22 protein-coding genes are annotated in these 21,183 nt (G+C 73.3%); 12 read left to right on the forward strand and 10 right to left on the reverse strand.

All coding sequences use genetic code 11. The features are described from left to right. Positions 1–2: 2 nt before the first annotated feature. Genes CHR28_RS08765 through CHR28_RS08780 form a run of 4 tightly spaced genes read right to left on the reverse strand, consistent with a single transcriptional unit; the run spans position 3 to position 4,547 of the window. Positions 3–2,075, reverse strand: a complete 2,073-nt coding sequence (locus CHR28_RS08765; protein ID WP_094052931.1) for an iron ABC transporter permease — start codon at positions 2,073–2,075, stop codon at positions 3–5. Positions 2,076–2,083: 8 nt separating this feature from the next. Continuing rightward, a complete protein-coding gene (locus CHR28_RS08770; RefSeq protein ID WP_094052932.1) occupies positions 2,084–3,067 on the reverse strand; it encodes an ABC transporter substrate-binding protein in 984 nt (327 codons plus the stop codon). Then, on the reverse strand, positions 3,064–3,930 hold the full coding sequence (locus tag CHR28_RS08775) for an ABC transporter ATP-binding protein (protein WP_094052933.1): 867 nt from the start codon (positions 3,928–3,930) through the stop codon (positions 3,064–3,066). Before CHR28_RS08775 ends, CHR28_RS08770 begins: the two co-directional genes overlap by 4 nt. Before the next feature lie 50 nt (positions 3,931–3,980). Beyond that, positions 3,981–4,547, reverse strand: a complete 567-nt coding sequence (locus tag CHR28_RS08780; RefSeq protein ID WP_094052934.1) for an MSMEG_1061 family FMN-dependent PPOX-type flavoprotein — start codon at positions 4,545–4,547, stop codon at positions 3,981–3,983. A gap of 104 nt (positions 4,548–4,651) precedes the next feature. Between CHR28_RS08780 and CHR28_RS08785 the strand changes: the two genes are divergently transcribed. Both CHR28_RS08785 and CHR28_RS08790 read left to right on the forward strand, forming a co-directional pair. After that, the gene (locus CHR28_RS08785) at positions 4,652–5,566 is read left to right on the forward strand and encodes a HipA family kinase (RefSeq protein WP_094052935.1); all 915 of its coding nucleotides are present in this window, start codon (positions 4,652–4,654) and stop codon (positions 5,564–5,566) included. Continuing rightward, positions 5,563–5,832, forward strand: a complete 270-nt coding sequence (locus CHR28_RS08790) for a SelT/SelW/SelH family protein (protein WP_094052936.1) — start codon at positions 5,563–5,565, stop codon at positions 5,830–5,832. The genes CHR28_RS08785 and CHR28_RS08790 overlap by 4 nt, the downstream gene beginning before the upstream one ends. Positions 5,833–5,858: 26 nt before the next feature. Here the strand turns inward: CHR28_RS08790 and aceB are convergent, their stop codons facing one another. Next, complete coding sequence (aceB, locus tag CHR28_RS08795) at positions 5,859–7,484, reverse strand: malate synthase A (protein ID WP_094052937.1); 1,626 nt, start codon at positions 7,482–7,484, stop codon at positions 5,859–5,861. A gap of 205 nt (positions 7,485–7,689) precedes the next feature. Further along, positions 7,690–8,301, reverse strand: a complete 612-nt coding sequence (locus CHR28_RS08800; RefSeq protein ID WP_094052938.1) for a nucleotidyltransferase family protein — start codon at positions 8,299–8,301, stop codon at positions 7,690–7,692. 230 nt (positions 8,302–8,531) lie between these two features. Between CHR28_RS08800 and CHR28_RS08805 the strand changes: the two genes are divergently transcribed. After that, positions 8,532–8,825, forward strand: a complete 294-nt coding sequence (locus CHR28_RS08805) for a DUF5955 family protein (protein ID WP_373453338.1) — start codon at positions 8,532–8,534, stop codon at positions 8,823–8,825. A 490-nt stretch (positions 8,826–9,315) separates the two neighbouring features. Here CHR28_RS08805 and CHR28_RS08810 read toward each other — a convergent pair whose 3' ends face one another. Beyond that, entirely contained in the window at positions 9,316–10,113 is a 798-nt protein-coding gene (locus CHR28_RS08810; protein ID WP_094052940.1) for an IclR family transcriptional regulator, read from the reverse strand. Between the two features lie 164 nt (positions 10,114–10,277). Here CHR28_RS08810 and allB point away from each other — a divergent pair, with 164 nt between their 5' ends. Both allB and alc read left to right on the forward strand, forming a co-directional pair. Beyond that, positions 10,278–11,618, forward strand: coding sequence for an allantoinase AllB (gene allB, locus CHR28_RS08815; RefSeq protein ID WP_094052941.1), 1,341 nt, complete (start codon positions 10,278–10,280; stop codon positions 11,616–11,618). Between the two features lie 38 nt (positions 11,619–11,656). Next, on the forward strand, positions 11,657–12,772 hold the full coding sequence (alc, locus tag CHR28_RS08820) for an allantoicase (RefSeq protein WP_094052942.1): 1,116 nt from the start codon (positions 11,657–11,659) through the stop codon (positions 12,770–12,772). A gap of 126 nt (positions 12,773–12,898) precedes the next feature. Here the strand turns inward: alc and CHR28_RS08825 are convergent, their stop codons facing one another. Continuing rightward, a complete protein-coding gene (locus CHR28_RS08825) occupies positions 12,899–13,651 on the reverse strand; it encodes an SDR family oxidoreductase (RefSeq protein WP_094052943.1) in 753 nt (250 codons plus the stop codon). Between the two features lie 164 nt (positions 13,652–13,815). On the opposite strand from CHR28_RS08825, the gene CHR28_RS08830 reads away from it, so the two are divergent. Together CHR28_RS08830 and CHR28_RS08835 are read left to right on the forward strand one after the other, a co-directional pair. After that, entirely contained in the window at positions 13,816–14,442 is a 627-nt protein-coding gene (locus CHR28_RS08830) for a dihydrofolate reductase family protein (RefSeq protein ID WP_094052944.1), read from the forward strand. Positions 14,443–14,559: 117 nt separating this feature from the next. Next, positions 14,560–14,955: a ribonuclease domain-containing protein gene (locus CHR28_RS08835; protein ID WP_094052945.1), complete on the forward strand. Its 396-nt coding sequence runs from the start codon at positions 14,560–14,562 to the stop codon at positions 14,953–14,955. A 54-nt stretch (positions 14,956–15,009) separates the two neighbouring features. Here the strand turns inward: CHR28_RS08835 and CHR28_RS08840 are convergent, their stop codons facing one another. Further along, positions 15,010–15,210, reverse strand: a complete 201-nt coding sequence (locus CHR28_RS08840) for a hypothetical protein (RefSeq protein WP_094052946.1) — start codon at positions 15,208–15,210, stop codon at positions 15,010–15,012. Between the two features lie 181 nt (positions 15,211–15,391). Between CHR28_RS08840 and CHR28_RS08845 the strand changes: the two genes are divergently transcribed. Both CHR28_RS08845 and CHR28_RS08850 read left to right on the forward strand, forming a co-directional pair. Next, entirely contained in the window at positions 15,392–16,669 is a 1,278-nt protein-coding gene (locus CHR28_RS08845) for a sensor histidine kinase (protein WP_256984167.1), read from the forward strand. Positions 16,670–16,682: 13 nt separating this feature from the next. Next, positions 16,683–17,360, forward strand: a complete 678-nt coding sequence (locus CHR28_RS08850; protein WP_094052948.1) for a response regulator transcription factor — start codon at positions 16,683–16,685, stop codon at positions 17,358–17,360. Between the two features lie 46 nt (positions 17,361–17,406). Here the strand turns inward: CHR28_RS08850 and CHR28_RS08855 are convergent, their stop codons facing one another. Continuing rightward, positions 17,407–18,429, reverse strand: coding sequence for a Gfo/Idh/MocA family protein (locus tag CHR28_RS08855; protein WP_094052949.1), 1,023 nt, complete (start codon positions 18,427–18,429; stop codon positions 17,407–17,409). Positions 18,430–18,557: 128 nt separating this feature from the next. Between CHR28_RS08855 and CHR28_RS08860 the strand changes: the two genes are divergently transcribed. From CHR28_RS08860 to CHR28_RS08870, 3 genes are all read left to right on the forward strand, one after another. Then, positions 18,558–19,295 (forward strand): GntR family transcriptional regulator, encoded by a 738-nt coding sequence (locus CHR28_RS08860; protein WP_179272358.1) that lies wholly within the window; start codon positions 18,558–18,560, stop codon positions 19,293–19,295. Positions 19,296–19,418: 123 nt separating this feature from the next. Beyond that, positions 19,419–20,567, forward strand: a complete 1,149-nt coding sequence (locus CHR28_RS08865; protein ID WP_037759848.1) for an ROK family glucokinase — start codon at positions 19,419–19,421, stop codon at positions 20,565–20,567. Next, positions 20,564–21,145, forward strand: coding sequence for a sugar kinase (locus tag CHR28_RS08870; protein WP_094052951.1), 582 nt, complete (start codon positions 20,564–20,566; stop codon positions 21,143–21,145). Before CHR28_RS08865 ends, CHR28_RS08870 begins: the two co-directional genes overlap by 4 nt. The last annotated feature ends 38 nt before the right edge of the window (positions 21,146–21,183 follow it).

Consider the following 21,183-nt stretch of genomic DNA (forward strand, 5'->3'; position numbering starts at 1 on the left):
GCCTAGGCCGCCCTCCGGCCGCGGACCAGCAGCCACAGGAAGTACGGCGTGCCGATCACGGCCGTCATCAGGCCGGCGCCCAGCTGGGCCGGGGCGATCACGGTCCGGCCCAGCAGGTCGGCGGTGCCGACGAGCGCGGCGCCGAGCAGGACGGCGACCGGCACCACCCGCACGTGCCGGCGGCCCACCAGGGCCCGGGCCGCGTGCGGCGCGACGAGGCCCACGAAGCCGATGGTGCCGGCCGAGGCCACGGCGGTCCCCGCCAGCAGCACGCCCACCACCAGGAAACCGAGCCGGGCCCGGGGCAGCCCGAGCCCGAGCAGGCGCGGGGTGTCCCCGTCCAGGGAGACGAGGTCCAGTTCGGTGCGCCGGGCGACCGCGACGGCCACCCCCAGGGCCAGTACGAGCGCGACGGGCACGACGTCCGCCGTGGTCCGCCCGTACGTCGAACCGGACAGCCAGGTCAGCGCCTTCGTGGCGTTGAACGGGTCGGTGAGCACGATGAGCAGGCTGATCAGGGCCGTCGACCCGGCCGCCATGCCGATGCCGACGAGGACCAGCCGGCTCTGCTGGTAGCCGCCGCGGGCGGCGAGTCCGAAGACCACGGCGGAGGCCAGCGCCGCACCCGCGAACGCGGCCCCGGCGATGCCCCAGGAACCGGCGGCGGGCACGGTGGTCACCAGCAGCACGGCCCCGAGGGCGGCACCGCCCGAGACGCCCAGCACCCCGGGCTCCGCGAGCGGGTTGCGCGTCACGGCCTGCACCAGCGTGCCGGCCAGGGCGAGCGCGGCGCCCGCGCACAGCGCCGCGAGTACGCGCGGCACCCGGGTGTCCAGGACGAAGGAGACGGCCTGACCGGCCCGCCCCTGCGCCCAGTTGGCGACGTCGCCGAGCAGGAGCTTGCTGTCGCCCAGCAGGACACCGGCCAGGGCGACCCCGACGACCACCGCGGCCAGGGCGGCCACCGTGGCCAGGAACGCCGTCCGGCCGGGGATGCGCAGCCGGTCCGGAGCCTCCACCCCGGCGGTGTCCTTCAGGCGCAGCGCCGTCGCCACCAGGAACACGGCGCCGACCAGGCTGGTGACGATGCCGGTGGGCACGCCGACGGCCGTGTCCGCGGGGATCAGGGCCCGCAGCAGCACGTCCGAGCCGAGCACCAGCGCGGCCCCGGCCAGCCCGGCCACCGGCAGCGCGGCCCGCGCGCGGACGAAGCCCCGGAACCGGCGGGCGAGCGGACGGACCAGGGCGGGCGCGCAGAGCCCGACGTAGCCGAGAGGGCCGGCGAGCGTGACGGCCGCCGCGGACAGCAGCGCCGCCAGCACCACCACCGTGACGCGGGTGGCGTGCACCGGGACGCCGAGACCGCGCGCCGCGTCGTCGCCGAGGGCGAGCGCGTCGACCCGGCGGGCGACCAGCAGCAGCCCGGCGAGCCCGACGAGCGCGACGGGGAGCATCTGCAGGACACCGTCGAAGCCGTTCTGGCCGATGCTGCCCTGGTTCCACTGGTAGAGGCCCTCCGTCTGCTGCGGGAACAGCAGCAACAGGCCTTCCGTCAGGGAGTTCAGGCCCAGCGCGAGCGCGGTGCCGGCGAGGACCAGCCGTACCGTGCCCGTGCCCAGGCCGGACAGGGCGAGCACCACGGCCGCGGCCACCAGACCGCCCGCGAAGGCGACGCCCGAGGAGGCGAGCAGGGGCAGGGAGACGCCGGTCGCGCCGACGAGGCCGAGCGCCAGGTAGGAACCGGCGTTCACGGCGAGGGTGTCGGGCGAGGCGAGCACGTTGCGGCTGACGGCCTGGAGCACGGCGCCCGCGATGCCGAGGACGACGCCGACCAGGACGCCCGCGGTCATCCGCGGCAGCCGGGAGGCGATCACCACGGACGCGTCGGCCGGATCGGCCTGCCCGGTCAGGGCCTTGAACACCTGGGCCGGCCCGACGGCGGCGGTGCCCTGGGTGATGTCGACGACCGCGAGGGCGGCGACGAGGAGGACGAGCCCGGCCGTCACCGCGGCCGCGCCCGACCGGGACGGGGCCGCGGGGGGACGGACGGCGGGGGGCGCTTCGGTGACGGCCATGACGGGCGTTACTTCGTCAGCGCGCCGACGAGGGCGTCGATGTACGCCTCCATCGAACCGGGGCCGCCGAACATCCAGATGCCGTCGGGCAGGCGGTGCACCTCGCCCGCCTTCACGAACGGCAGGGAGGTCCACACGGCGTTCTTCTTCAGCTGCCCGGCGAACGGGTTGCTGGCCTTGTCGCCGTCGTTGCCGATGTAGGCGAAGGCGGTGTCCTCGGGCAGGGCGGTGAGGCCCTCGACGTCGGTGGTGCCGAGGCCGTAGGCCGGGTCGCCCTTGACCTTCCAGGCGTTCTTCAGGCCGAGCTCCTCGTTGACGGAGCCGATGAGGGAGCCGCTGGTGTACGGACGGATGGAGACCTGGTTGGACGTCACGTAGCCGTCGGCGAAGGCGATGCCGGTGCCGTCGAGCTCGGCGTCGGCGAGGGTCTTGCGGCCCTCGGCGACCTTGGCCTCGAAGCTCGTGCGGGCGGCCTCGGCCTTGTCGGTGGTGCCGGTGGCCTTGGCGATCAGGTCGAGGTTCTTGAACATCTGCCCGATCTGGTCGGCGGCGTCGGCCGACTTGATCTCCAGCACCGGGGCGATCTTCCGCAGCTGCTTCACGGCCGCGTCCGGCAGGTCGGAGCCGGCCACGATCAGGTCGGGGGAGAGGGAGGCGATGGTGTCCATGCTCGGCTCGCCGCGCGTGCCGATGTCCTTGGGCTCGTTCTTCAGCGGGACGGCGGTGTCCCAGGTCTTGTAGCCCTTGACGTCGGCGACGCCCACGGGGTCGACGCCGAGGGTGATCAGGCTCTCGACCTCGTTCCACTCGGTGGCGACGACCTTCTTCGCCGGGCCGTCCAGCTTCACCTTGGCGCCGGTGGCGTCGGTGAGGGTGATGCCCTTGGAGGCCTTGGCCTCGGAGGTGTCGGCGGCCGGCTCGGTGGTGCCGCAGGCGGCGAGGGCGAGCGCCGCGGCGGTGGTGGTGGCAGCGGTGAGCAGGAGACGTCTCATGAGGTGGTGCCGAGCCTTTCGCTTCGGGTGGTGCGGGTGTGGTGGCGGCCGATCGGACGGGTCCGCAGCCGGCCGGTGAGGGGGTCGGTGTCGACGTCGATCCGGATGCCGTAGACGGCCGTGAGGCGCTCCGGCGTCAGGACGTCCTCGGGCGGTCCGTCGGCGACGATCCGGCCCGCTTCGAGCAGCGTGATCCGGTCGGCGATCGCCGCCGCCTGGTCGAGGTCGTGCAGGACGACGCCGACGGCGATGCCGTGGTCGTCCGCCAGGTCGCGGACGAGGTCGAGGAGTTCGATCTGGTAGCGCAGGTCGAGATAGGTCGTGGGCTCGTCCAGCAGCAGCACCCCGGTCTCCTGCGCGAGGCAGCTCGCCAGCCAGACGCGCTGCAGCTGCCCGCCGGAGAGGTGGTCGGCGCCGCGCTCGGCGAGGTCCGTGACCCCGGTCAGCGCCAGCGCCCGCTCCACCGCGGCGGCGGCGTCGGCGTCCGGGCGGCCGAAGCGGCCCCGGTAGGGGTAGCGGCCGAACTCCACGAGGTCGCGCACGGTCAGCCCGCTGGGCGTGGGCCGGCCCTGGGTCAGCAGGGCCACGTGCCGGGCGAACTCCCGGGCGGACAGGGCCAGGCCGTCGATGTCGCCGTCGATCCGCAGCCCGGCCCGGCGGGCCCGCTGCAGCCGGGCGACGGTCCGCAGCAGCGTCGACTTCCCGCTGCCGTTGGGGCCGACCAGGACGGTGACCTCCCCGGGCCGCAGCGCGATCGACGCGTCGTGCACGACGTCGACGCCGTCGTACGACACGGTCACGTCCGTGGCCGACAGTTCATGCCCGCGCAGACGCTGTCCGCCGGGTGCTTCACCAGATCTCACGTGGCGAAGGTTAGCCTAACCTAACCGCAGGTCGGGAGGGGGGTGCCCGCTCAGCCGGCGGCCGGCCAGGACGCGGGGTCCCACACGCCCGAGCGGCGCAGCGAAGCGGGGCAGTGCAGATAGATCTCGTCGATCTCCAACAGCAGGGCGAGGGCGGGACGTTGGCCGCCGTGGCTCATCGCGTCGAAGAACGGGGCGTCGGTGAGGATGCGGGCCCGGCCGTTGACGCGCAGGACCTCCTTGCCGCCGGGTATCAGGTACAGCAGCCCGGCGTGCGGGTTGTCGAGGATGTTGTGCAGGCTGTCGCCGCGCCGGTTGCCCGGCCGCTCGGGCAGGGCGATCGTGCCGGGGTCGACGACGTGCGTGAAGCCGGCCGCGTCCCCGCGGGGCGAGACGTCGCAGTTGCCTCCCGCGCCGGAGGTGGCCAGCAGGCAGAAGGAGGAGCGGGCGAGGATGCCGAGGTCCTGCTCGGTGAGCCGGTCGTGGACCTTCTCGATCACCACGGGCCAGGGCTCGCCCAGCAGTTCGCGCAGTTCGCTGCGGGAGGTCAGCTCGGTCCAGCCCTCCCCGGGCGCTGCGTCCGGCCGGCTCCCGGCGGCGTCGAAGGTGTGCGGCATGGCCGGCTCCCGTGCTCGGAATGATCGACTTAGGCTTGGCTAACCTTAACGGGCCCGCAGCTGCTGATCGCTGCCCCGGCCCTGCCGCCCGGTACGGTGGGGGAATGCTGTCCGAGGTCACCGCCACCCGCTACATCGAGCCCCTGCGCTCCGGCGGTTCCGTCCCCGGGATCGTCGAGGCGGACGACCTGGGCACCTACGTCGTGAAGTTCACCGGCTCCGCGCAGGGCCGCAAGGCGCTGGTCGCCGAGGTGATCGTGGGCGAGCTGGCCCGGGCGCTCGGGCTGCGGTTCCCGGAGCTGGTCCTGGTGCACTTCGACCCGGCGATCGCCGACGAGGAGCCGCACCAGGAGGTGCGCGGCCTGCACGAGGCCAGCGCCGGCGTCAACCTCGGCATGGACTACCTGCCGGGCGCCCGCGACTTCACCCCCGAGGTCGCCCGGGCCTTCCCCGTCGATCCGCTGGAGGCCGGGCGGATCGTCTGGCTGGACGCCCTGACCGTGAACGTCGACCGCACGGTCCACAGCTCCAACCTCATGGTCTGGCCCACCCTGGGCGTGGCACCCCCGCGCCTGTGGCTCATCGACCACGGCGCCGCCCTCGTCTTCCACCACCGCTGGGACGGCACCGACCCCGCCAAGTCCTACGACTTCCGCCACCACGCCCTCGGCCACTACGTGCCCGACGTCCGGGCCGCCGACGCCGAGCTCGCCCCGAAGGTCACCGAGGAACTGCTGCGCCGGATCCTCGCGGAGGTCCCGGACGCCTGGCTCGCCGACGACCCGGCCTTCGGCACCCCGGACGCGGCCCGCGAGGCGTACGTGGCGTATCTGCACGCGCGCGTGCGGGCCTCCGGGGCGTGGCTGCCCACCGACTTCCCCAGCCGGGAGGAGCTCGCCGCCGAGGAGGCCCTGCGGGCGGCGCGGAATCAGCAAGGACGCCCCGCGTGGCTCAAGCAGGTCCCCGACCTGCACGGCAAGCCCGCGGCCCACCAGGATTGGTCGGTGCACCTCGGATGAGTGGCCGTGTCGAGATCGAGTACTGCACCCAGTGCCGCTGGCTGCCCCGCGCGGCCTGGCTGGCACAGGAGTTGCTGACCACCTTCGAGACCGAACTGACGGAACTGGCCCTGAAGCCCGGCACGGGCGGGGTGTTCGTGGTCCGCGTCGGCGACGAGGTCGTCTGGGACCGCCGGGAGCAGGGCTTCCCCGAGCCGACGGCCGTGAAGAGGGCCGTACGCGACCGAGTGGCCCCGGGCAGGACCCTGGGCCACTCGGAGCGGTAGGGGCTCCTTCGGGCGGTGGCGGCTGCTCAGCCCTTGAGCTGCTCGTACGCCGGCAGTGTGAGGAAGTCGGCGTAGTCCTCGTCGAGGGAGACCTTCAGCAGCAGGTCGTGCGCCTGCTGCCAGGTGCCGGCCGCGAAGGCCTCCTCGCCGATCTCGGCCCTGATGTTCGCCAGTTCCTCCGCGGCGACCTTGCGGGCCAGTTCGGAGGTGACCCGCTCGCCGTTGTCCAGGACGACGCCCGCGTTGATCCACTGCCAGATCTGCGAGCGGGAGATCTCGGCGGTGGCCGCGTCCTCCATCAGGTTGAAGATGGCGACGGCGCCCAGGCCGCGCAGCCAGGCCTCGATGTAACGGATGCCGACCTGCACGGCGTTGACCAGGCCCGCGTACGTCGGCTTGGCGTCGAGCGAGTCGACGGCGATGAGGTCGGCCGCCTTGACGTCGACGTCCTCGCGCAGCCGGTCCTTCTGGTGGGGCTTGTCGCCGAGGACCTTGTCGAAGGACTCCATGGCGATCGGCACCAGGTCGGGGTGGGCGACCCAGGAGCCGTCGAAGCCGTCGTTCGCCTCGCGGTCCTTGTCGGCGCGGACCTTCTCGAAGGCGACCTTGTTGACCTCGGCGTCCCGGCGGGAGGGGATGAAGGCCGCCATGCCGCCGATGGCGTGCGCCCCGCGCTTGTGGCAGGTGCGGACGAGGAGTTCGGTGTAGGCGCGCATGAACGGGGCCGTCATCGTGACCGCGTTGCGGTCCGGCAGCACGAACCTGGCTCCGCCGTCACGGAAGTTCTTGACGATGGAGAACAGGTAGTCCCAGCGGCCCGCGTTCAGCCCGGAGGCGTGGTCGCGCAGTTCGTAGAGGATCTCCTCCATCTCGTACGCGGCCGTGATGGTCTCGATCAGGACGGTGGCGCGGACGGTGCCCTGGGGGATGCCGCAGTACTCCTGGGCGAAGACGAAGACGTCGTTCCAGAGGCGGGCCTCCAGGTGCGACTCCGTCTTGGGCAGGTAGAAGTACGGGCCCTTGCCGAGGTCGAGCAGACGCTGCGCGTTGTGGAAGAAGTACAGGCCGAAGTCGACCAGGGCGCCCGGAACCGGGGTGCCGTCGGCGTCGGTGAGGTGACGCTCGTTCAGGTGCCAGCCGCGGGGGCGCATGACGACCGTGGCGAGCTCCTCGTTCGCCTTCAGCGCGTAGGACTTGCCCGACCCCGGGTCCGTGAAGTCGATGTTCCGGGTGTAGGCGTCGATCAGGTTGAGCTGGCCCGTGACGACGTTCTCCCAGGTGGGCGCGGAGGCGTCCTCGAAGTCCGCGAGCCACACCTTCGCGCCCGAGTTGAGGGCGTTGATGGTCATCTTGCGGTCGGTGGGGCCGGTGATCTCGACCCGGCGGTCGTTCAGGGCGTCCGGGGCCGGGGCGACCTTCCAGGAGTCGTCGGCGCGGATCCCGGCCGTCTCCGGGAGGAAGTCGAGCGTGGAGGTGCGGGCGATCTCGGCGCGGCGCTCGGCGCGGCGGGCGAGGAGTTCGTCACGCCGGGGCGTGAACCGCCGGTGCAGCTCGGCCACGAAGGCGAGCGCCGCTTCGGTGAGGACCTCCTCCTGCCGGGGCAGGGGCTCGGCGTCGACGATGGCCAGCGGGGACGGCGCTGGAGCGGACATGAACGGTCACTTCCTTCAGCGAACTGTGAAGACGAGCCGGCGGTGGCACCCGGTGTCAGTCTTCCCGGATACGGCGTCAGGCGCCCGGGGAGCCTTCGGGCGCTTCTGATCTGTGGATAGTAGTTTCCTCATGGTGGAAGTTCAATGGTCTGTTGATGTCGAGATTCTCCGAGTCGAGGCAAGGTGGCGCTCCGTGCCACCCCGTTCACTCCAGGTGGACCAGGTCGGCCTCGGTGTCGATGTCGAAGGGCCGGGCCACGTCGGCGCACTCCACGAGCGTGAGCGCCTGCGCGTGGTCCCTCAGGTAGGCGCGTGCCCCCCGGTCGCCGGTCGCAGTCGCGGCGATGCCCGCCCAGTGCGCGGCGCCGAACAGCACCGGATGGCCGCGCACCCCGTCGTAGGCGGCCGAGACCAGGGACTGCTCGCCCGCGTACGCCCCGAGCACCCGGGCCACCGCTTCGGGGCCGATGCCGGGCTGGTCGACGAGCGAGACCAGGGCGGCCCCGGCGTCCGAACCGGCGAGCGACTCCAGTCCGGCCCGCAGGGACGTCCCCATGCCCTGCTCCCACTCGGGGTTGTCGACGAGGACGCAGTCCGTCAGATCGGCCCGGGCGCGCACCTCGTCGGCCTGTGCGCCCAGCACCACGTGCACACGGGCGCACCCGCCCTCGCGCAGGACCCGCACCGCGTGCTCCACCAGCGGGCGACCTCGATGGCGCAGCAGGGCCTTGGGGCGCCCGCCCAGCCGCCGCCCGCCCCCGGCGGCGAGCAGCAGGGCGACCACGCCCGCCCCGCCCGTCGTCTCATGAGTCGTCATGGACCCTGCATACCGCACGATCCCGGGCCAGGTCGTCACGCAGCGGAGCAAGTCGATGACGCAATGGACTGGCGCCCGGTGCTCCGCGTCGTTTACTGTCGCCCGCACCGACCGGCCGGGTGTGCGGGCCGTGCCGGGTGCGGAGGGCTTCGTGCCGGGAGGCACGCGCACGACGAGGTGCGAGGGGGAGGACTGTGTTGCGGAGCGTGGAGCGGAAGCGGCAGGGGCCTGTGACCGGCAGCGACGAGGATCCGCGGGTGACGGAGCTGCGCGTCGCCGTGGCCCGGCTGCGGCGTCGTCTCGCCGCCCATCCCGGCGAGTTCGCCGACCGGAGCATCGCCGAGGAGGAACTGGCCGCCCTCGCGGCCATGGCTGCCGGCGGCACCCCCGAGATCCCGCGGCTGCGCCGCTCGCTGCTGCTCATCGCGGGCGCGATCGGCTCGGTGAGCGCGCTCTCCTCAGGCCTGGCGGAGGTCCGCCGGGCGGTGGACCTCTTCGGCGGACCGGTGCGCGGGCAGGGCTAGCAGCGGCCGGCCGGTCGCTACGCGCCGACCCGCCGACAGCCGCCGCCCGCACCGCAGGGCCCGACTTCCCCGCACGGCGAGGTCCCCTGCGCGAATTTGGTGAGCGCGGGCCGGGACGCGAGGGTGCCGCGCGGGCCTGGCAGGCGCACGACGACGCCCCGTGAGCGCGGGGCGGGGCGCGACGCTGCCCGGTGGCTCGGGCCGGGGTGCGGCGATGCCGCATGGGCTCGGCGGGCGGGTGACGACGCCCCCGTGGCCCGGCAGGTGCGCGAGGGTGCCCGGTGGGCCCGGCAGGTGCGCGGCGAACCCCCGGGGGCCCGCAGGCGCGGCGATGCCCTGCGGACCCGGCAGGCGCGTGACGATGCCCCCGCGGCCCCCGCAGGCGCGTGACGATGCCCCCGCGGCCCCCGCAGACGCGTGACGATGCCCCCGCGGACCCGGCAGGGGCGTGCTGCAACGCCCCGTGGGCCCGGTCGGGGTGGTAAGTCGCTTACGCGGGGTTCTGGCTGGCGAGTGCTCGGGAGAGTTCGGCGGCGACCTGCTGGAGCACCGGCACGATCTTCTCCGTCGCCGCCTCCGTGACCCGGCCCGCCGGGCCGGAGATGGAGATGGCGGCGGCGGTGGGGGAGTCGGGCACCGGGACCGCGAGGCAGCGGACCCCGATCTCCTGCTCGTTGTCGTCGATGGCGTAGCCCTGCCGGCGGACGTCCTCCAGGGCCGCGAGGAACCCGTCGGCCGTCGTGATCGTCTTCTCCGTGGCGGCGGGCATGCCCGTACGGGCCAGCAGCGCGCGCACCTCCTCCGGCGGGAAACCGGCCAGCAGGGCCTTGCCCACACCCGTGGAGTGCGGCAGCACGCGCCGGCCGACCTCCGTGAACATGCGCATCGAGTGCTTCGAGGGCACCTGCGCCACGTAGACGATCTCGTCCCCGTCCAGCAGCGCCATGTTCGCCGTCTCGCCCGTCTCCTCGACCAGGCGCGCCAGATACGGCCGCGCCCAGGTGCCCAGCAGCCGGGAGGCCGACTCGCCGAGACGGATCAGGCGGGGGCCGAGCGCGTACCGCCGGTTGGGCTGCTGCCGTACGTATCCGCAGGCCACCAGCGTGCGCATCAGGCGGTGGATGGTCGGCAGGGGCAGCCCGCTGCTCGCGGACAGCTCGCTCAGGCCGACCTCGCCGCCCGCGTCCGCCATCCGTTCGAGCAGGTCGAAGGCGCGCTCCAGGGACTGGACCCCGCCGTTGGACGAGGACCGGGCGGAGTCGGTGGAGCTGGCGCTGGACGTCGGCACGGGGCGTTCCTTTCGGGTAGCATTTCGCTTCCCGGTATGTTAATTCCGCTTCGTGGAAAAGTCCAGGGGGTGGCCGCCGGCGCCGTCCTGTAGCAGTGTGCCCTTGACGGGGCCGGAGCGGGAGTGAAGACTCTTTCAACAGATTGTTGAAGAAAGGGGTTCGGGTGTCCGACGCTGAACTGGTGCTCCGCTCGACGCGCGTCATCACTCCCGAGGGGACCCGCGCCGCGTCGGTCGCGGTCTCCGGCGGGACGATCACGGCCGTCCTCCCGTACGACGCCCCGGTGCCCGGCGGCGCCCGCCTGGAGGACCTGGGCGACCACGTCCTGCTGCCCGGCCTGGTCGACACCCACGTGCACGTCAACGACCCCGGCCGCACCGAGTGGGAGGGCTTCTGGACCGCCACCCGCGCCGCCGCGGCCGGCGGCATCACGACCCTCGTCGACATGCCGCTCAACTCCCTGCCGCCCACCACCACCGTCGCCCACCTGCGCACCAAGCAGCAGGTCGCCGCCGACAAGGCGCACATCGACGTCGGCTTCTGGGGCGGCGCCCTGCCCGACAACCTCAAGGACCTGCGCCCGCTGCACGAGGCCGGCGTGTTCGGCTTCAAGGCGTTCCTGTCACCGTCCGGCGTGGACGAGTTCCCGCACCTGGAGCGGGACCCGCTCGCGCGCACCATGGCCGAGATCGCCTCCTTCGGCGGCCTGCTCATCGTGCACGCCGAGGACCCCCGCCTCCTCGCCTCCGCCCCGCAGCAGCCCGGCCCCCGATACGCCGACTTCCTCGCCTCCCGCCCCCGGGACGCCGAGGACAGCGCCATCGCCCAGCTCATCCGCGAGGCCAAGGCCCTGGACGCCCGGGTGCACGTCCTGCACCTGTCCTCCAGTGACGCCCTGCCGATGATCGCCGAGGCGCGCGCGGACGGCGTCCGCATCACCGTCGAGACCTGCCCCCACTACCTGACGCTCACCGCCGAGGAAGTCCCCGACGGCGCCAGCGAGTTCAAGTGCTGCCCGCCGATCCGCGAGGCCGCCAACCAGGACCTGCTCTGGCAGGCGCTGGCCGACGGCACCATCGACTGCGTCGTCACCGACCACTCCCCGTCCACCGCCGACCTCAAGACCGACGACTTCGCGACGGCCTGGGGCGGCATCTCCGGGCTCCAGCTGAGCCTCGCGGCGGTGTGGACCGAGGCCCGCAGGCGCGGTCACGGCCTGGAGGACGTGGTCCGCTGGATGTCGGCGCGCACCGCCGCACTCGTCGGGCTCGACGGCCGCAAGGGCGCCATCGCCGCCGGGCACGACGCCGACTTCGCCGTCCTCGCCCCCGACGAGACCTTCACCGTCGACCCGGCCTCCCTGCAGCACCGCAACCGCGTCACGGCGTATGCCGGCAAGACCCTGTACGGCGTCGTGAAGTCCACCTGGCTGCGCGGGCAGCGCATCGTCGCGGACGGCGGGTTCACCGAACCGAAGGGGCGGCTCCTCACCCGGACCCACTGACTCCCATCCCGGACACCCGAAAGGAAGACCTGATCATCGTGACGGCGATCCCCAGCTTCACCGGCGACGCGAACCCCTACGGAGGCGGCGACCCCTACGCGGACTACCGCACCGCCGACTTCCCCTTCACCCAGTACGCCGACCTCGCCGACCGGCGCCTCGGGGCCGGAGTCATCGCCGCCAACGACGAGTTCTTCGCCCAGCGCGAGAACCTGCTGGTGCCGGAGCGGGCCGAGTTCGACCCGGAGCACTTCGGGCACAAGGGCAAGATCATGGACGGCTGGGAGACGCGCCGCCGCCGGGGCGCCTCCGCCGAGCACCCGTGGCCGACCGCCGACGACCACGACTGGGCCCTGGTCCGCCTCGGCGCCCCGGGCGTCATCCGCGGGATCGTCGTCGACACCGCCCACTTCCGCGGCAACTACCCGCAGGCCGTGTCCGTCGAGGGCACCTGCGTCGAGGGCTCCCCGGCGCCGGAGGAGCTCCTCGGGGACGACGTGAAGTGGACGACCCTGGTGCCGCGCACCGCGGTCGGCGGCCACGCGGCGAACGGATTCGCCGTCGCCGTCGAGCAGCGCTTCACGCACCTGCGGGTCAACCAGCATCCCGACGGCGGCATCGCCCGCCTGCGCGTGTACGGCGAGGTCGTCCCGGACCCCGCGTGGCTGGCGGTCCTGGGCGCCTTCGACGTCGTCGCCCTGGAGAACGGCGGCCAGGTCGAGGACGCGTCCGACCGTTTCTACTCGCCCGCCACCAACACCATCCAGCCCGGCCGTTCCCGGAAGATGGACGACGGCTGGGAGACGCGCCGCCGCCGCGACCAGGGCAACGACTGGATCCGCTACCGGCTGGCCGCGCAGGCGCAGATCCGCGCCCTGGAGATCGACACCGCCTACCTCAAGGGCAACAGCGCCGGCTGGGCGTCCGTGTCCGTCAGGGACGGCGAGGACGGGCAGTGGCGGGAGATCCTGCCCCGCACCCGCCTGCAGCCCGACACCAACCACCGCTTCGTCCTCCCGGAGCCGGCCGTCGGCACGCACGCGCGCGTCGACATCTTCCCGGACGGCGGCATCTCCCGCCTGCGCCTGTTCGGCTCCCTCACCCAGGAGGGCACGGCCCGCCTGACGGCACGCCACCAGGAACTGGGCGGCTGAGCCGCCCCGCCGACCCGGGGGGCGCACCACCTGGACAGCAACGGTGCGCCCCACCGGTGTCCGGCGGGTTTCCCGCACCGCACGCGCTGCCCCTTCCGGAGGCCGGGTTTCCGCGCTGCGCGCTGCTCACGCCGCGTGGCCGCCGTCCACGGTGAATTCCGCTCCTGTCACGAACGTCGCCCCGGCCAGGTGCGCGACCGTCGACGCCACCTCCCCGGCCGTGCCGAAGCGGCCCAGGGCCGTCAGCGCCGCCTGCCCGGCCGCGTAGGGGCCGTCCGCCGGGTTCATGTCCGTGTCGATCGGGCCGGGATGGACGAGGTTCGCCGTGATGCCCCGCCCGCCCAGCTCCCTGGCCAGCGCCTTCGTCAGGCCGGTCAGCGCGGACTTGCTCATCGCGTAGAGCGTGCCGCCCGGCCCCGGCACCCGCTGGACCATGCAACTGCCGATCGTGATGATCCGCCCGCCCTCGCCCATCAGCGCGGCGGCCGCCTGCGAGGCCAGGAACACGGCGCGCACGTTCACCGCGAGGACCCGGTCCACCTCCGTCAGGGACAGGGTCTCCAGCGGCCCGATCACCCCCACGCCCGCGTTGTTCACCAGGACGTCGAGGCCGCCCAGCGCCTCGGCCGCCGCGTGCACGACACCGGCGGCCTCCGCCGGATCCGCCGCGTCCGCGCGCACCGCCACCGCCCGGCGCCCGCGCGCCTCCACCGCCCGGACGACCTCCTCGGCCGCCTCCTTGCCGTGCGCGTACCCGACCGCCACGTCCGCGCCCTCCAGGGCCAGCTGCAGAGCCGTCGCCGCGCCGATGCCACGGCTCCCGCCGGTCACGAGAGCCACCTTGCCGTCAAGAATTCCTGCAGAAGTCATGCCTCCCATCCCAGCGGCGCCACCCCGGCGGCGCTGGCGGCCAACGGACGTCGAACTCGCGGGCCGCGGCGCGCCGGACGGCCCAGCGACGAGTTGCGGCCACCGGCGGGGTCTGAACCGATGACACCAGGGCCTCGGCCCCCCCCGCTCGATCAGGAAGGAAGGCACCCGCCATGGGCAAGCTCGTCTCCACCCTCTTCATCACCCTCGACGGGGTCTACCAGGCCCCCGGCGGCCCGCAGGAGGACACCCGCGGCGGCTTCACCCACGGCGGCTGGAGCTTCCCGTACGCCGACGAGGACTTCGGCCGGTTCATCAACGAGGTCTTCGCCCGCCCGGCCGCCTTCCTGCTGGGCCGCCGGACCTACGACATCTTCGCCACCTACTGGCCGAAGGTGACCGACCCCGCCGACCCGGTCGCCACCAAGCTCAACTCCCTGCCGAAGTACGTCCCCTCCTCGACCCTCACGGACCCGCAGTGGTCCGGCACCACCGTCCTCTCCGGCGATCTCGCCGAGGAGGTCACCGCCCTGAAGGAGCGCACCGACGGCGAGATCCAGGTGCACGGCAGCGGGGCGCTCGTGCGCCGGCTGGTGGCGCTCGGCCTCGTCGACACCCTCCATCTGCTGACCTTCCCGGTCGTGCTCGGCTCGGGCTTCCGGCTGTTCCCCGACGGTGCCGCGCCGACCGCCTTCGAGCACGCCGGAGGCAGCGTCACCGGCGCGGGCGTCTCGGTGCAGACGTACGACGTGGCGGGCCGCCCGCAGTACGGCGAGTTCGGACTGCCGGAGGGCGCCTAAGGCGGGCACGGCGCCGCCGGACGGTGGGTTAACTTCCCGCGAACTCATCGGACTTCACGGGAAAATCTCTCGTCTTGTCATTGACATGCCACTGTCTACGCGCGTCATCATGAGCGCATGATTTTCCCCCCACGCGCCTCGCGGCTCGGCGCAGCAGCCGCCCTCGTGTCCGCCCTCCTCGTCGGCGGCACCGTCACCGCCACCACCGCCCACGCGGCCCCCACCGCCGTCGGTGACATCTGCTACAGCGCCCTGCCGTCCCAGGCCCACGACACGCTCGACCTGATCGAGCAGGGCGGCCCCTACCCGTTCGACCAGGACGGCACCGTCTTCCAGAACCGGGAGGGCATCCTGCCCAGCCAGTCGTCCGGCTACTACCACGAGTACACGGTCATCACCCCGGGCTCCTCCACCCGCGGCGCCCGGCGCATCGTCACCGGTGAGCGGAGCCAGGAGGACTACTACACGGCCGACCACTACGCGTCGTTCGACCTGGTCGACTACGGCTGCTGACCGGGACCCCACCCCGGCGCGCACCGGCCGGAAGTCCGCCGCGTCCCGCGGACGTCACACGGACTTCCGGCTCCCGGCCGCCGCGAACAGCGCGACGCCCAGCACCAGCAGGGCGACGCTCGCGTAGATCTCGTGGCCGTCCAGGAACCCAAGGCGCTGCACGAGGCCCCAGTCCCAGTCGGTGAACTCGTGCACCAGGCCCGCCACGCCCTGCACCAGGGCGAGGAAGCCGAGAATCTCCAGAACCTGCTTCATGTCTCCCGACCCTCGCCCCGCGGACCCCCCACGCACATCGGCCGCGGGGCGAGCACTTCCGGACGGAAGTCGCCGTTCCGGCCGGGCCGGCCGCGACGAAAGTCTGCGGTGGGACGACTTCGGTCGACGATCCCGCCCAGGGCGCCGTGGAACGGGCCGGAGCTGCGTAGATTTGTCGACCGTGAATGGTGAGAACGCGGGGCGGACTGCGCCGGTGCCGGCCGAGGAGACACCGGCGCTGTTCACCGGACCCCGGTGGTTCATCCCCTCCGCCCTGCTCCACGAACTCGACCCCGCTGCAACGGGGAACGGGCGGCGGCCCCGGCGCACCGCCCGCGACTGGATCGTGGACTTCTCCTGCTTCCTGCTCGCCGTGATCGTGGGCCTCACGGCACTCGACGCGCTCCGCGGGAACCCGAACGTCCCGCCCGGGCTCGCCGTCCTCGACCAGGTGGTGGGGGCGCTGGCCTGTGCGGCGGTCTGGCTGCGGCGCCGCTGGCCGCTGGGGCTGGCCGTGGCGATGGTCCCCGTCACCTTCGTCTCGGACACCGCGGGCGGCGCCGGCATCATCGCGCTGTTCACCCTGGCCGTGCACCGCCCGTTCCGGTACGCGGCCTGGGTCGGCGGCGTCAACACCGCGCTGATCCCGCTCTACTACTGGCTGCGCCCCGACCTGGACATCCCCTACCTGGTCAGCGTGCCGTTCGCCATGCTGCTCACCGTGGCGATCATCGGCTGGGGCATGTTCGTGCGGGCCAAACGGCAGCTCATGGTCAGCCTCAGGGACCGCGCCCGGCGGGCCGAGACGGAGGCCCGGCTGCGGGCCGAACAGGCGCAGCGGCTCGCCCGCGAGGCCATCGCCCGTGAGATGCACGACGTGCTCGCCCACCGGCTGACGCTGCTCAGCGTGCACGCGGGCGCCCTGGAGTTCCGGCCGGACGCGCCCCCGGCGGAGACCGCGCGCGCGGCGGGCGTGATCCGGGAGAGCGCCCACGAGGCGCTGCAGGACCTGCGGGAGATCATCGGCGTCCTGCGGGCGGCCGAGCCGGACGACACCGGCCGGCCCCAGCCCACACTCGGCGCGCTGGACACGCTGGTCGCCGAGTCCCGGGAGGCGGGCATGAAGGTCTCCCTCGACCTCCGGGTCGACGACCCGGCCGCCGTCCCGTCCTCCGTCGGCCGCACCGCCTACCGGATCGCCCAGGAGGGCCTGACCAACGCCCGCAAGCACGCCCCCGGCACGGAGGTCACGGTCTCGGTCACCGGCGCGCCCGGCGACGGCCTCACCGTCTGCGTGCGCAACCCGGCCCCCGAAGGGGAGGTGCCCCCCGTCCCCGGCTCCGGACAGGGCCTGATCGGCCTGACGGAACGGGCGACCCTGGCGGGCGGCAGCCTGGAGCACGGCCCCACCCCGCAGGGCGGGTTCGCCGTACGGGCGTGGCTGCCGTGGGGGCCGTGATTACGTAAGGGCCATGACTGCGATCAGACTCCTCCTCGTCGACGACGATCCGCTGGTGCGGGCGGGGCTGTCCCTCATGCTGGGCGGGGCCGACGACATCGAGATCGTCGGCGAGGCCGCCGACGGTGACGAGGTGGAGTCCCTCGTCGACCGCACCCGCCCCGACGTCGTGCTCATGGACATCCGGATGCCGACGGTGGACGGCCTCACCGCCACCGAGCGGCTGCGCGCCCGCGAGGAGGGCCCGCAGGTCGTCGTCCTCACCACGTTCCACGCCGACGAACAGGTGCTGCGGGCCCTGCGCGCGGGCGCCGCCGGGTTCGTCCTGAAGGACACCCCGCCCGCCGAGATCCTCGCGGCGGTGCGCCGGGTCGCGGCCGGCGACCCGGTCCTGTCGCCCACCGTCACCCGCCAGCTGGTGCGGCACGCCGTCGGCACCGCCGCCGACACCCGCCGCACGCGCGCCCGCACGCGCATGGCCGGTCTCAACGACCGCGAGCGCGAGGTCGCCGTCGCGGTCGGCCGGGGACTGTCGAACGCCGAGATCGCCACCGGCCTGTACATGAGCGTCGCCACCGTCAAGACGCACGTCTCCCGCATCCTGGCCAGGCTCGGCCTCAACAACCGCGTGCAGATCGCCCTGCTCGCCTACGACGCCGGACTGCTGGACGAGGAGCAGGAGGAGGCCTGAGCGGCGGGGTCCTCAGGAGAACGAGGATGCCTGAGCGGCGGGGTCCTCAGGCGAACGTGGCTGCGGGCCCGCCGGGGATTTCCGCGAGCCGTACGGGCCTGCGCTCCCGGCGCGACACCTCGCACGCCTCGGCGACCCGCAGCGCCTGCAGGGCCTCCCGCCCGTCACAGGGGTTGGCCCGCTCGCCCCGGACGACCTCCACGAACGCGTTCAGCTCGGCCTCGTAGGCCGGGCCGAAGCGCTCCAGGAAGCCCGCCCAGGGCTTGTCCGCGGCCGGCGGCCCCGTCGGCTCGGTGGACGCGATCGGCGTGCGGTCGTCCAGACCCACCACGATCTGGTCGCGCTCCCCGGCCAGCTCCATGCGCACGTCGTAGCCCGCCCCGTTCATCCGGGCACCGGTGACCGTGGCGAGCGTGCCGTCGTCGAGGGTGAGCAGCGCCGCGCCGGTGTCGACGTCCCCGGCCTCGCGGAACATCGCGGGCCCGGCGTCCGAGCCGGTCGCGTACACGTCCGTCACCTCCCGGCCCGTCACCCAGCGCAGCACGTCGAAGTCGTGGATCAGCGTGTCCCGGTACAGCCCGCCGGACACCGGCAGCCACGCGGCCGGCGGCGGCGCCTGGTCGCTGGTCAGCGCCCGCACGGTGTGCAGCCGCCCCAGCCGGCCCGCGCGCACGGCCTCGCGCGCACCGGCGTAGCCCGTGTCGAAGCGGCGCTGGAAGCCCATCTGCAGCACCGTCCCGGCCGTCTCGACCTCGGCGATCGCGCTCAGCGTCCCCGGCAGGTCCAGGGCGATGGGTTTCTCGCAGAACACCGGCAGGCCCGAGCGTGCTGCCCGACCGATCAGTTCGGCGTGGGCGGACGTGGCCGTCGTGATCACCACGGCGTCGACTCCCCAGCGGAAGATCTCCTCCACGCCGGGCGCCGCCGTCTCGCCCAGACGATGCGCCAGGTCCTGGGCCCGTGCGGGGTCCGCGTCCGTGAGGATCAAGGACCCCACGTCGCGGTGCCTGCTGAGGGTGTTCGCATGGATCGTGCCGATGCGGCCCGTCCCGATGACGCCGATGCGCATGGAAACAAAGTGCGTGCCCGGCCCGCCGCTGTCAATCTGTATGTCCGGACAATCTGACTACACAACTTCCCGTCAACAACGCGCGGGGCTACGCTCAGCGCGTGCCGAAACCAGAAGTGGACCCGACCGTGCAGCTCGAGCTCAGCGTGGACCGCAGTTCCCCCGTGCCGTTGTACTTCCAGCTGTCCCAGCAGCTGGAGGCCGCGATCGAGCACGGCACGCTGACGCCCGGCAGCCTCCTGGGCAACGAGATCGAGCTCGCCGCCCGGCTCGGGCTGTCCCGGCCGACCGTCCGCCAGGCCATCCAGTCGCTCGTCGACAAGGGCCTGCTCGTCCGCCGCCGCGGCGTCGGCACCCAGGTCGTGCACAGCCAGGTCAAGCGCCCGCTGGAGCTCAGCAGCCTCTACGACGACCTGGAGGCGGCGGGCCAGCGCCCCGCCACCAAGGTGCTCGTCAACACGGTCGTGCCCGCGTCCGCCGAGGTCGCCGCCGCCCTCGGGGTCGCCGAGGACAGCGACGTCCACCGCGTGGAACGGCTCCGCCTCGCCCACGGCGAGCCCATGGCCCACCTGTGCAACTACCTGCCGCCCGGCCTGATCGACCTCGACACCGACCAGCTGGAGACGACCGGCCTCTACCGTCTGATGCGGTCGGCGGGCATCACCCTGCACAGCGCCCGCCAGTCCATCGGCGCCCGGGCGGCGACGACGGAGGAGGCGGAGCGACTGGCGGAGGAGACGGGGGCCCCGCTGCTGACCATGCAGCGGGTGACGTTCGACGACACCGGCCGGGCAGTGGAATACGGCACACACACCTACCGCCCGACGCGCTATTCGTTCGAGTTCCAGTTGCTCGTCCGGACGTGACGGTCATGCTGTTGAGGGGCGCGGGGAACCGCGCGACGAGCCCCCGGCGGCCGGCACGCGGCGATGATCCGCACCACCCCTGTGCTCCGCACCGTCGCCTCCCGTGAGGCAGAATCGGGCGCGATGAGCACCTACCGCGACTTCACCGCCCCCATCGGTTCCCGCCGTGCCACCGTGCTCCGCACCGTCGGCACCCGGGAGCGCCGCTCGCACCTCACGGCACCCCGCGTGCCCACGGTCGGCATCGACATCGGCGGTACGAAGGTGATGGCGGGCGTCGTCGACGCCGACGGCAACATCCTGGAGAAGCTCCGCACGGAGACCCCGGACAAGTCCAAGAGCCCCAAGGTCGTCGAGGACACGATCGCCGAGCTGGTCCTGGACCTCTCCGACCGGCACGACGTGCACGCCGTCGGCATCGGCGCGGCCGGCTGGGTCGACGCCGACCGCAACCGCGTGCTGTTCGCCCCCCACCTGTCCTGGCGCAACGAGCCCCTCAGGGACCGCCTCGCCAGCCGCCTGTCCGTGCCGGTGCTCGTCGACAACGACGCCAACACCGCAGCCTGGGCCGAGTGGCGCTTCGGCGCCGGCCGCGGCGAGGACCACCTGGTCATGATCACCCTCGGCACCGGCATCGGCGGCGCGATCCTGGAGGACGGCCAGGTCAAGCGCGGCAAGTACGGCGTCGCAGGCGAGTTCGGCCATATGCAGGTCGTGCCCGGCGGCCACCGCTGCCCGTGCGGCAACCGCGGCTGCTGGGAGCAGTACAGCTCCGGCAACGCCCTGGTCCGCGAGGCCCGCGAACTGGCCGCCGCCGACTCCCCGGTCGCGTACGGGATCATCGAGCACGTCAAGGGCAGCATCGGCGACATCACCGGCCCGATGATCACCGAGCTGGCCCGGGACGGCGACGCCATGTGCATCGAGCTGCTCCAGGACATCGGCCAGTGGCTCGGCGTGGGCATCGCCAACCTCGCCGCCGCCCTCGACCCGTCCTGCTTCGTCATCGGCGGCGGCGTCTCGGCCGCCGACGACCTGCTGATCGGCCCGGCCCGCGACGCCTTCAAGCGGCACCTCACCGGCCGCGGCTACCGGCCCGAGGCCCGTATCGTCCGCGCCCAGCTCGGCCCCGAGGCCGGCATGGTCGGCGCCGCCGACCTCGCGCGCCTGGTCGCCCGCCGCTTCCGCCGCGCCAAGCGCCGCCGCGTGGAGCGCTACGAGCGCTACGAGCGGTACACGCAGTCGCTGCGCAGCAGCCAGGAGACCCTGTGACCGCCTCGCTGCCCCACCAGGGTCCCTGGCCCGGCGAACCGGACCGCCCCGCCGAGGACCGCCGGCACATGATCCGCCGCAGGGCGCTCACCCTGCTGATCATCGTGCTGCTCATCGGCATCCCGGCCGGCTATCTGGTGATCTCCGCCAACCAGAGCCGGGACAGCGGCAAGGACAAGGAGGCCAAGTACTCGGCCACCGGCCTCACCGAGGGCTGGCCCTCCAAGCTCCAGCGCCGCATCTACCAGGTGCCGATCCCGCACCCGGCCTGGCACGTGGCGTACTACGAGACCAACAACTGGAAGACCAGCCGCCTGTACGCCCAGTTCGAGACCAACACGGCCGGCCTGGACGCCTATCTGACCGGCCTGGGCATGACCCGCGCGGACCTGAAGAAGGGCGACATCACCATCGGCGCCCGCGACCGCAGGATCACCGGCTGGAAGTTCCCCCAGGGCGACGGCTGGTACGGCTTCGTCCACCGGCAGAAGAACCCGGCCCCGACACACGACGTGGTCGTCGACCTGTCCAACCCGGCGTACCCCTGGGTGTACGTCGTGTCCCGCACCGTGCCCTGACCCTGCTCCCGGGGCCGATTGTCGGACCCCGCCCGTAG

The organism is Streptomyces sp. XY006, from assembly GCF_002237655.1.
Lineage (GTDB): Bacteria > Actinomycetota > Actinomycetes > Streptomycetales > Streptomycetaceae > Streptomyces > Streptomyces levis.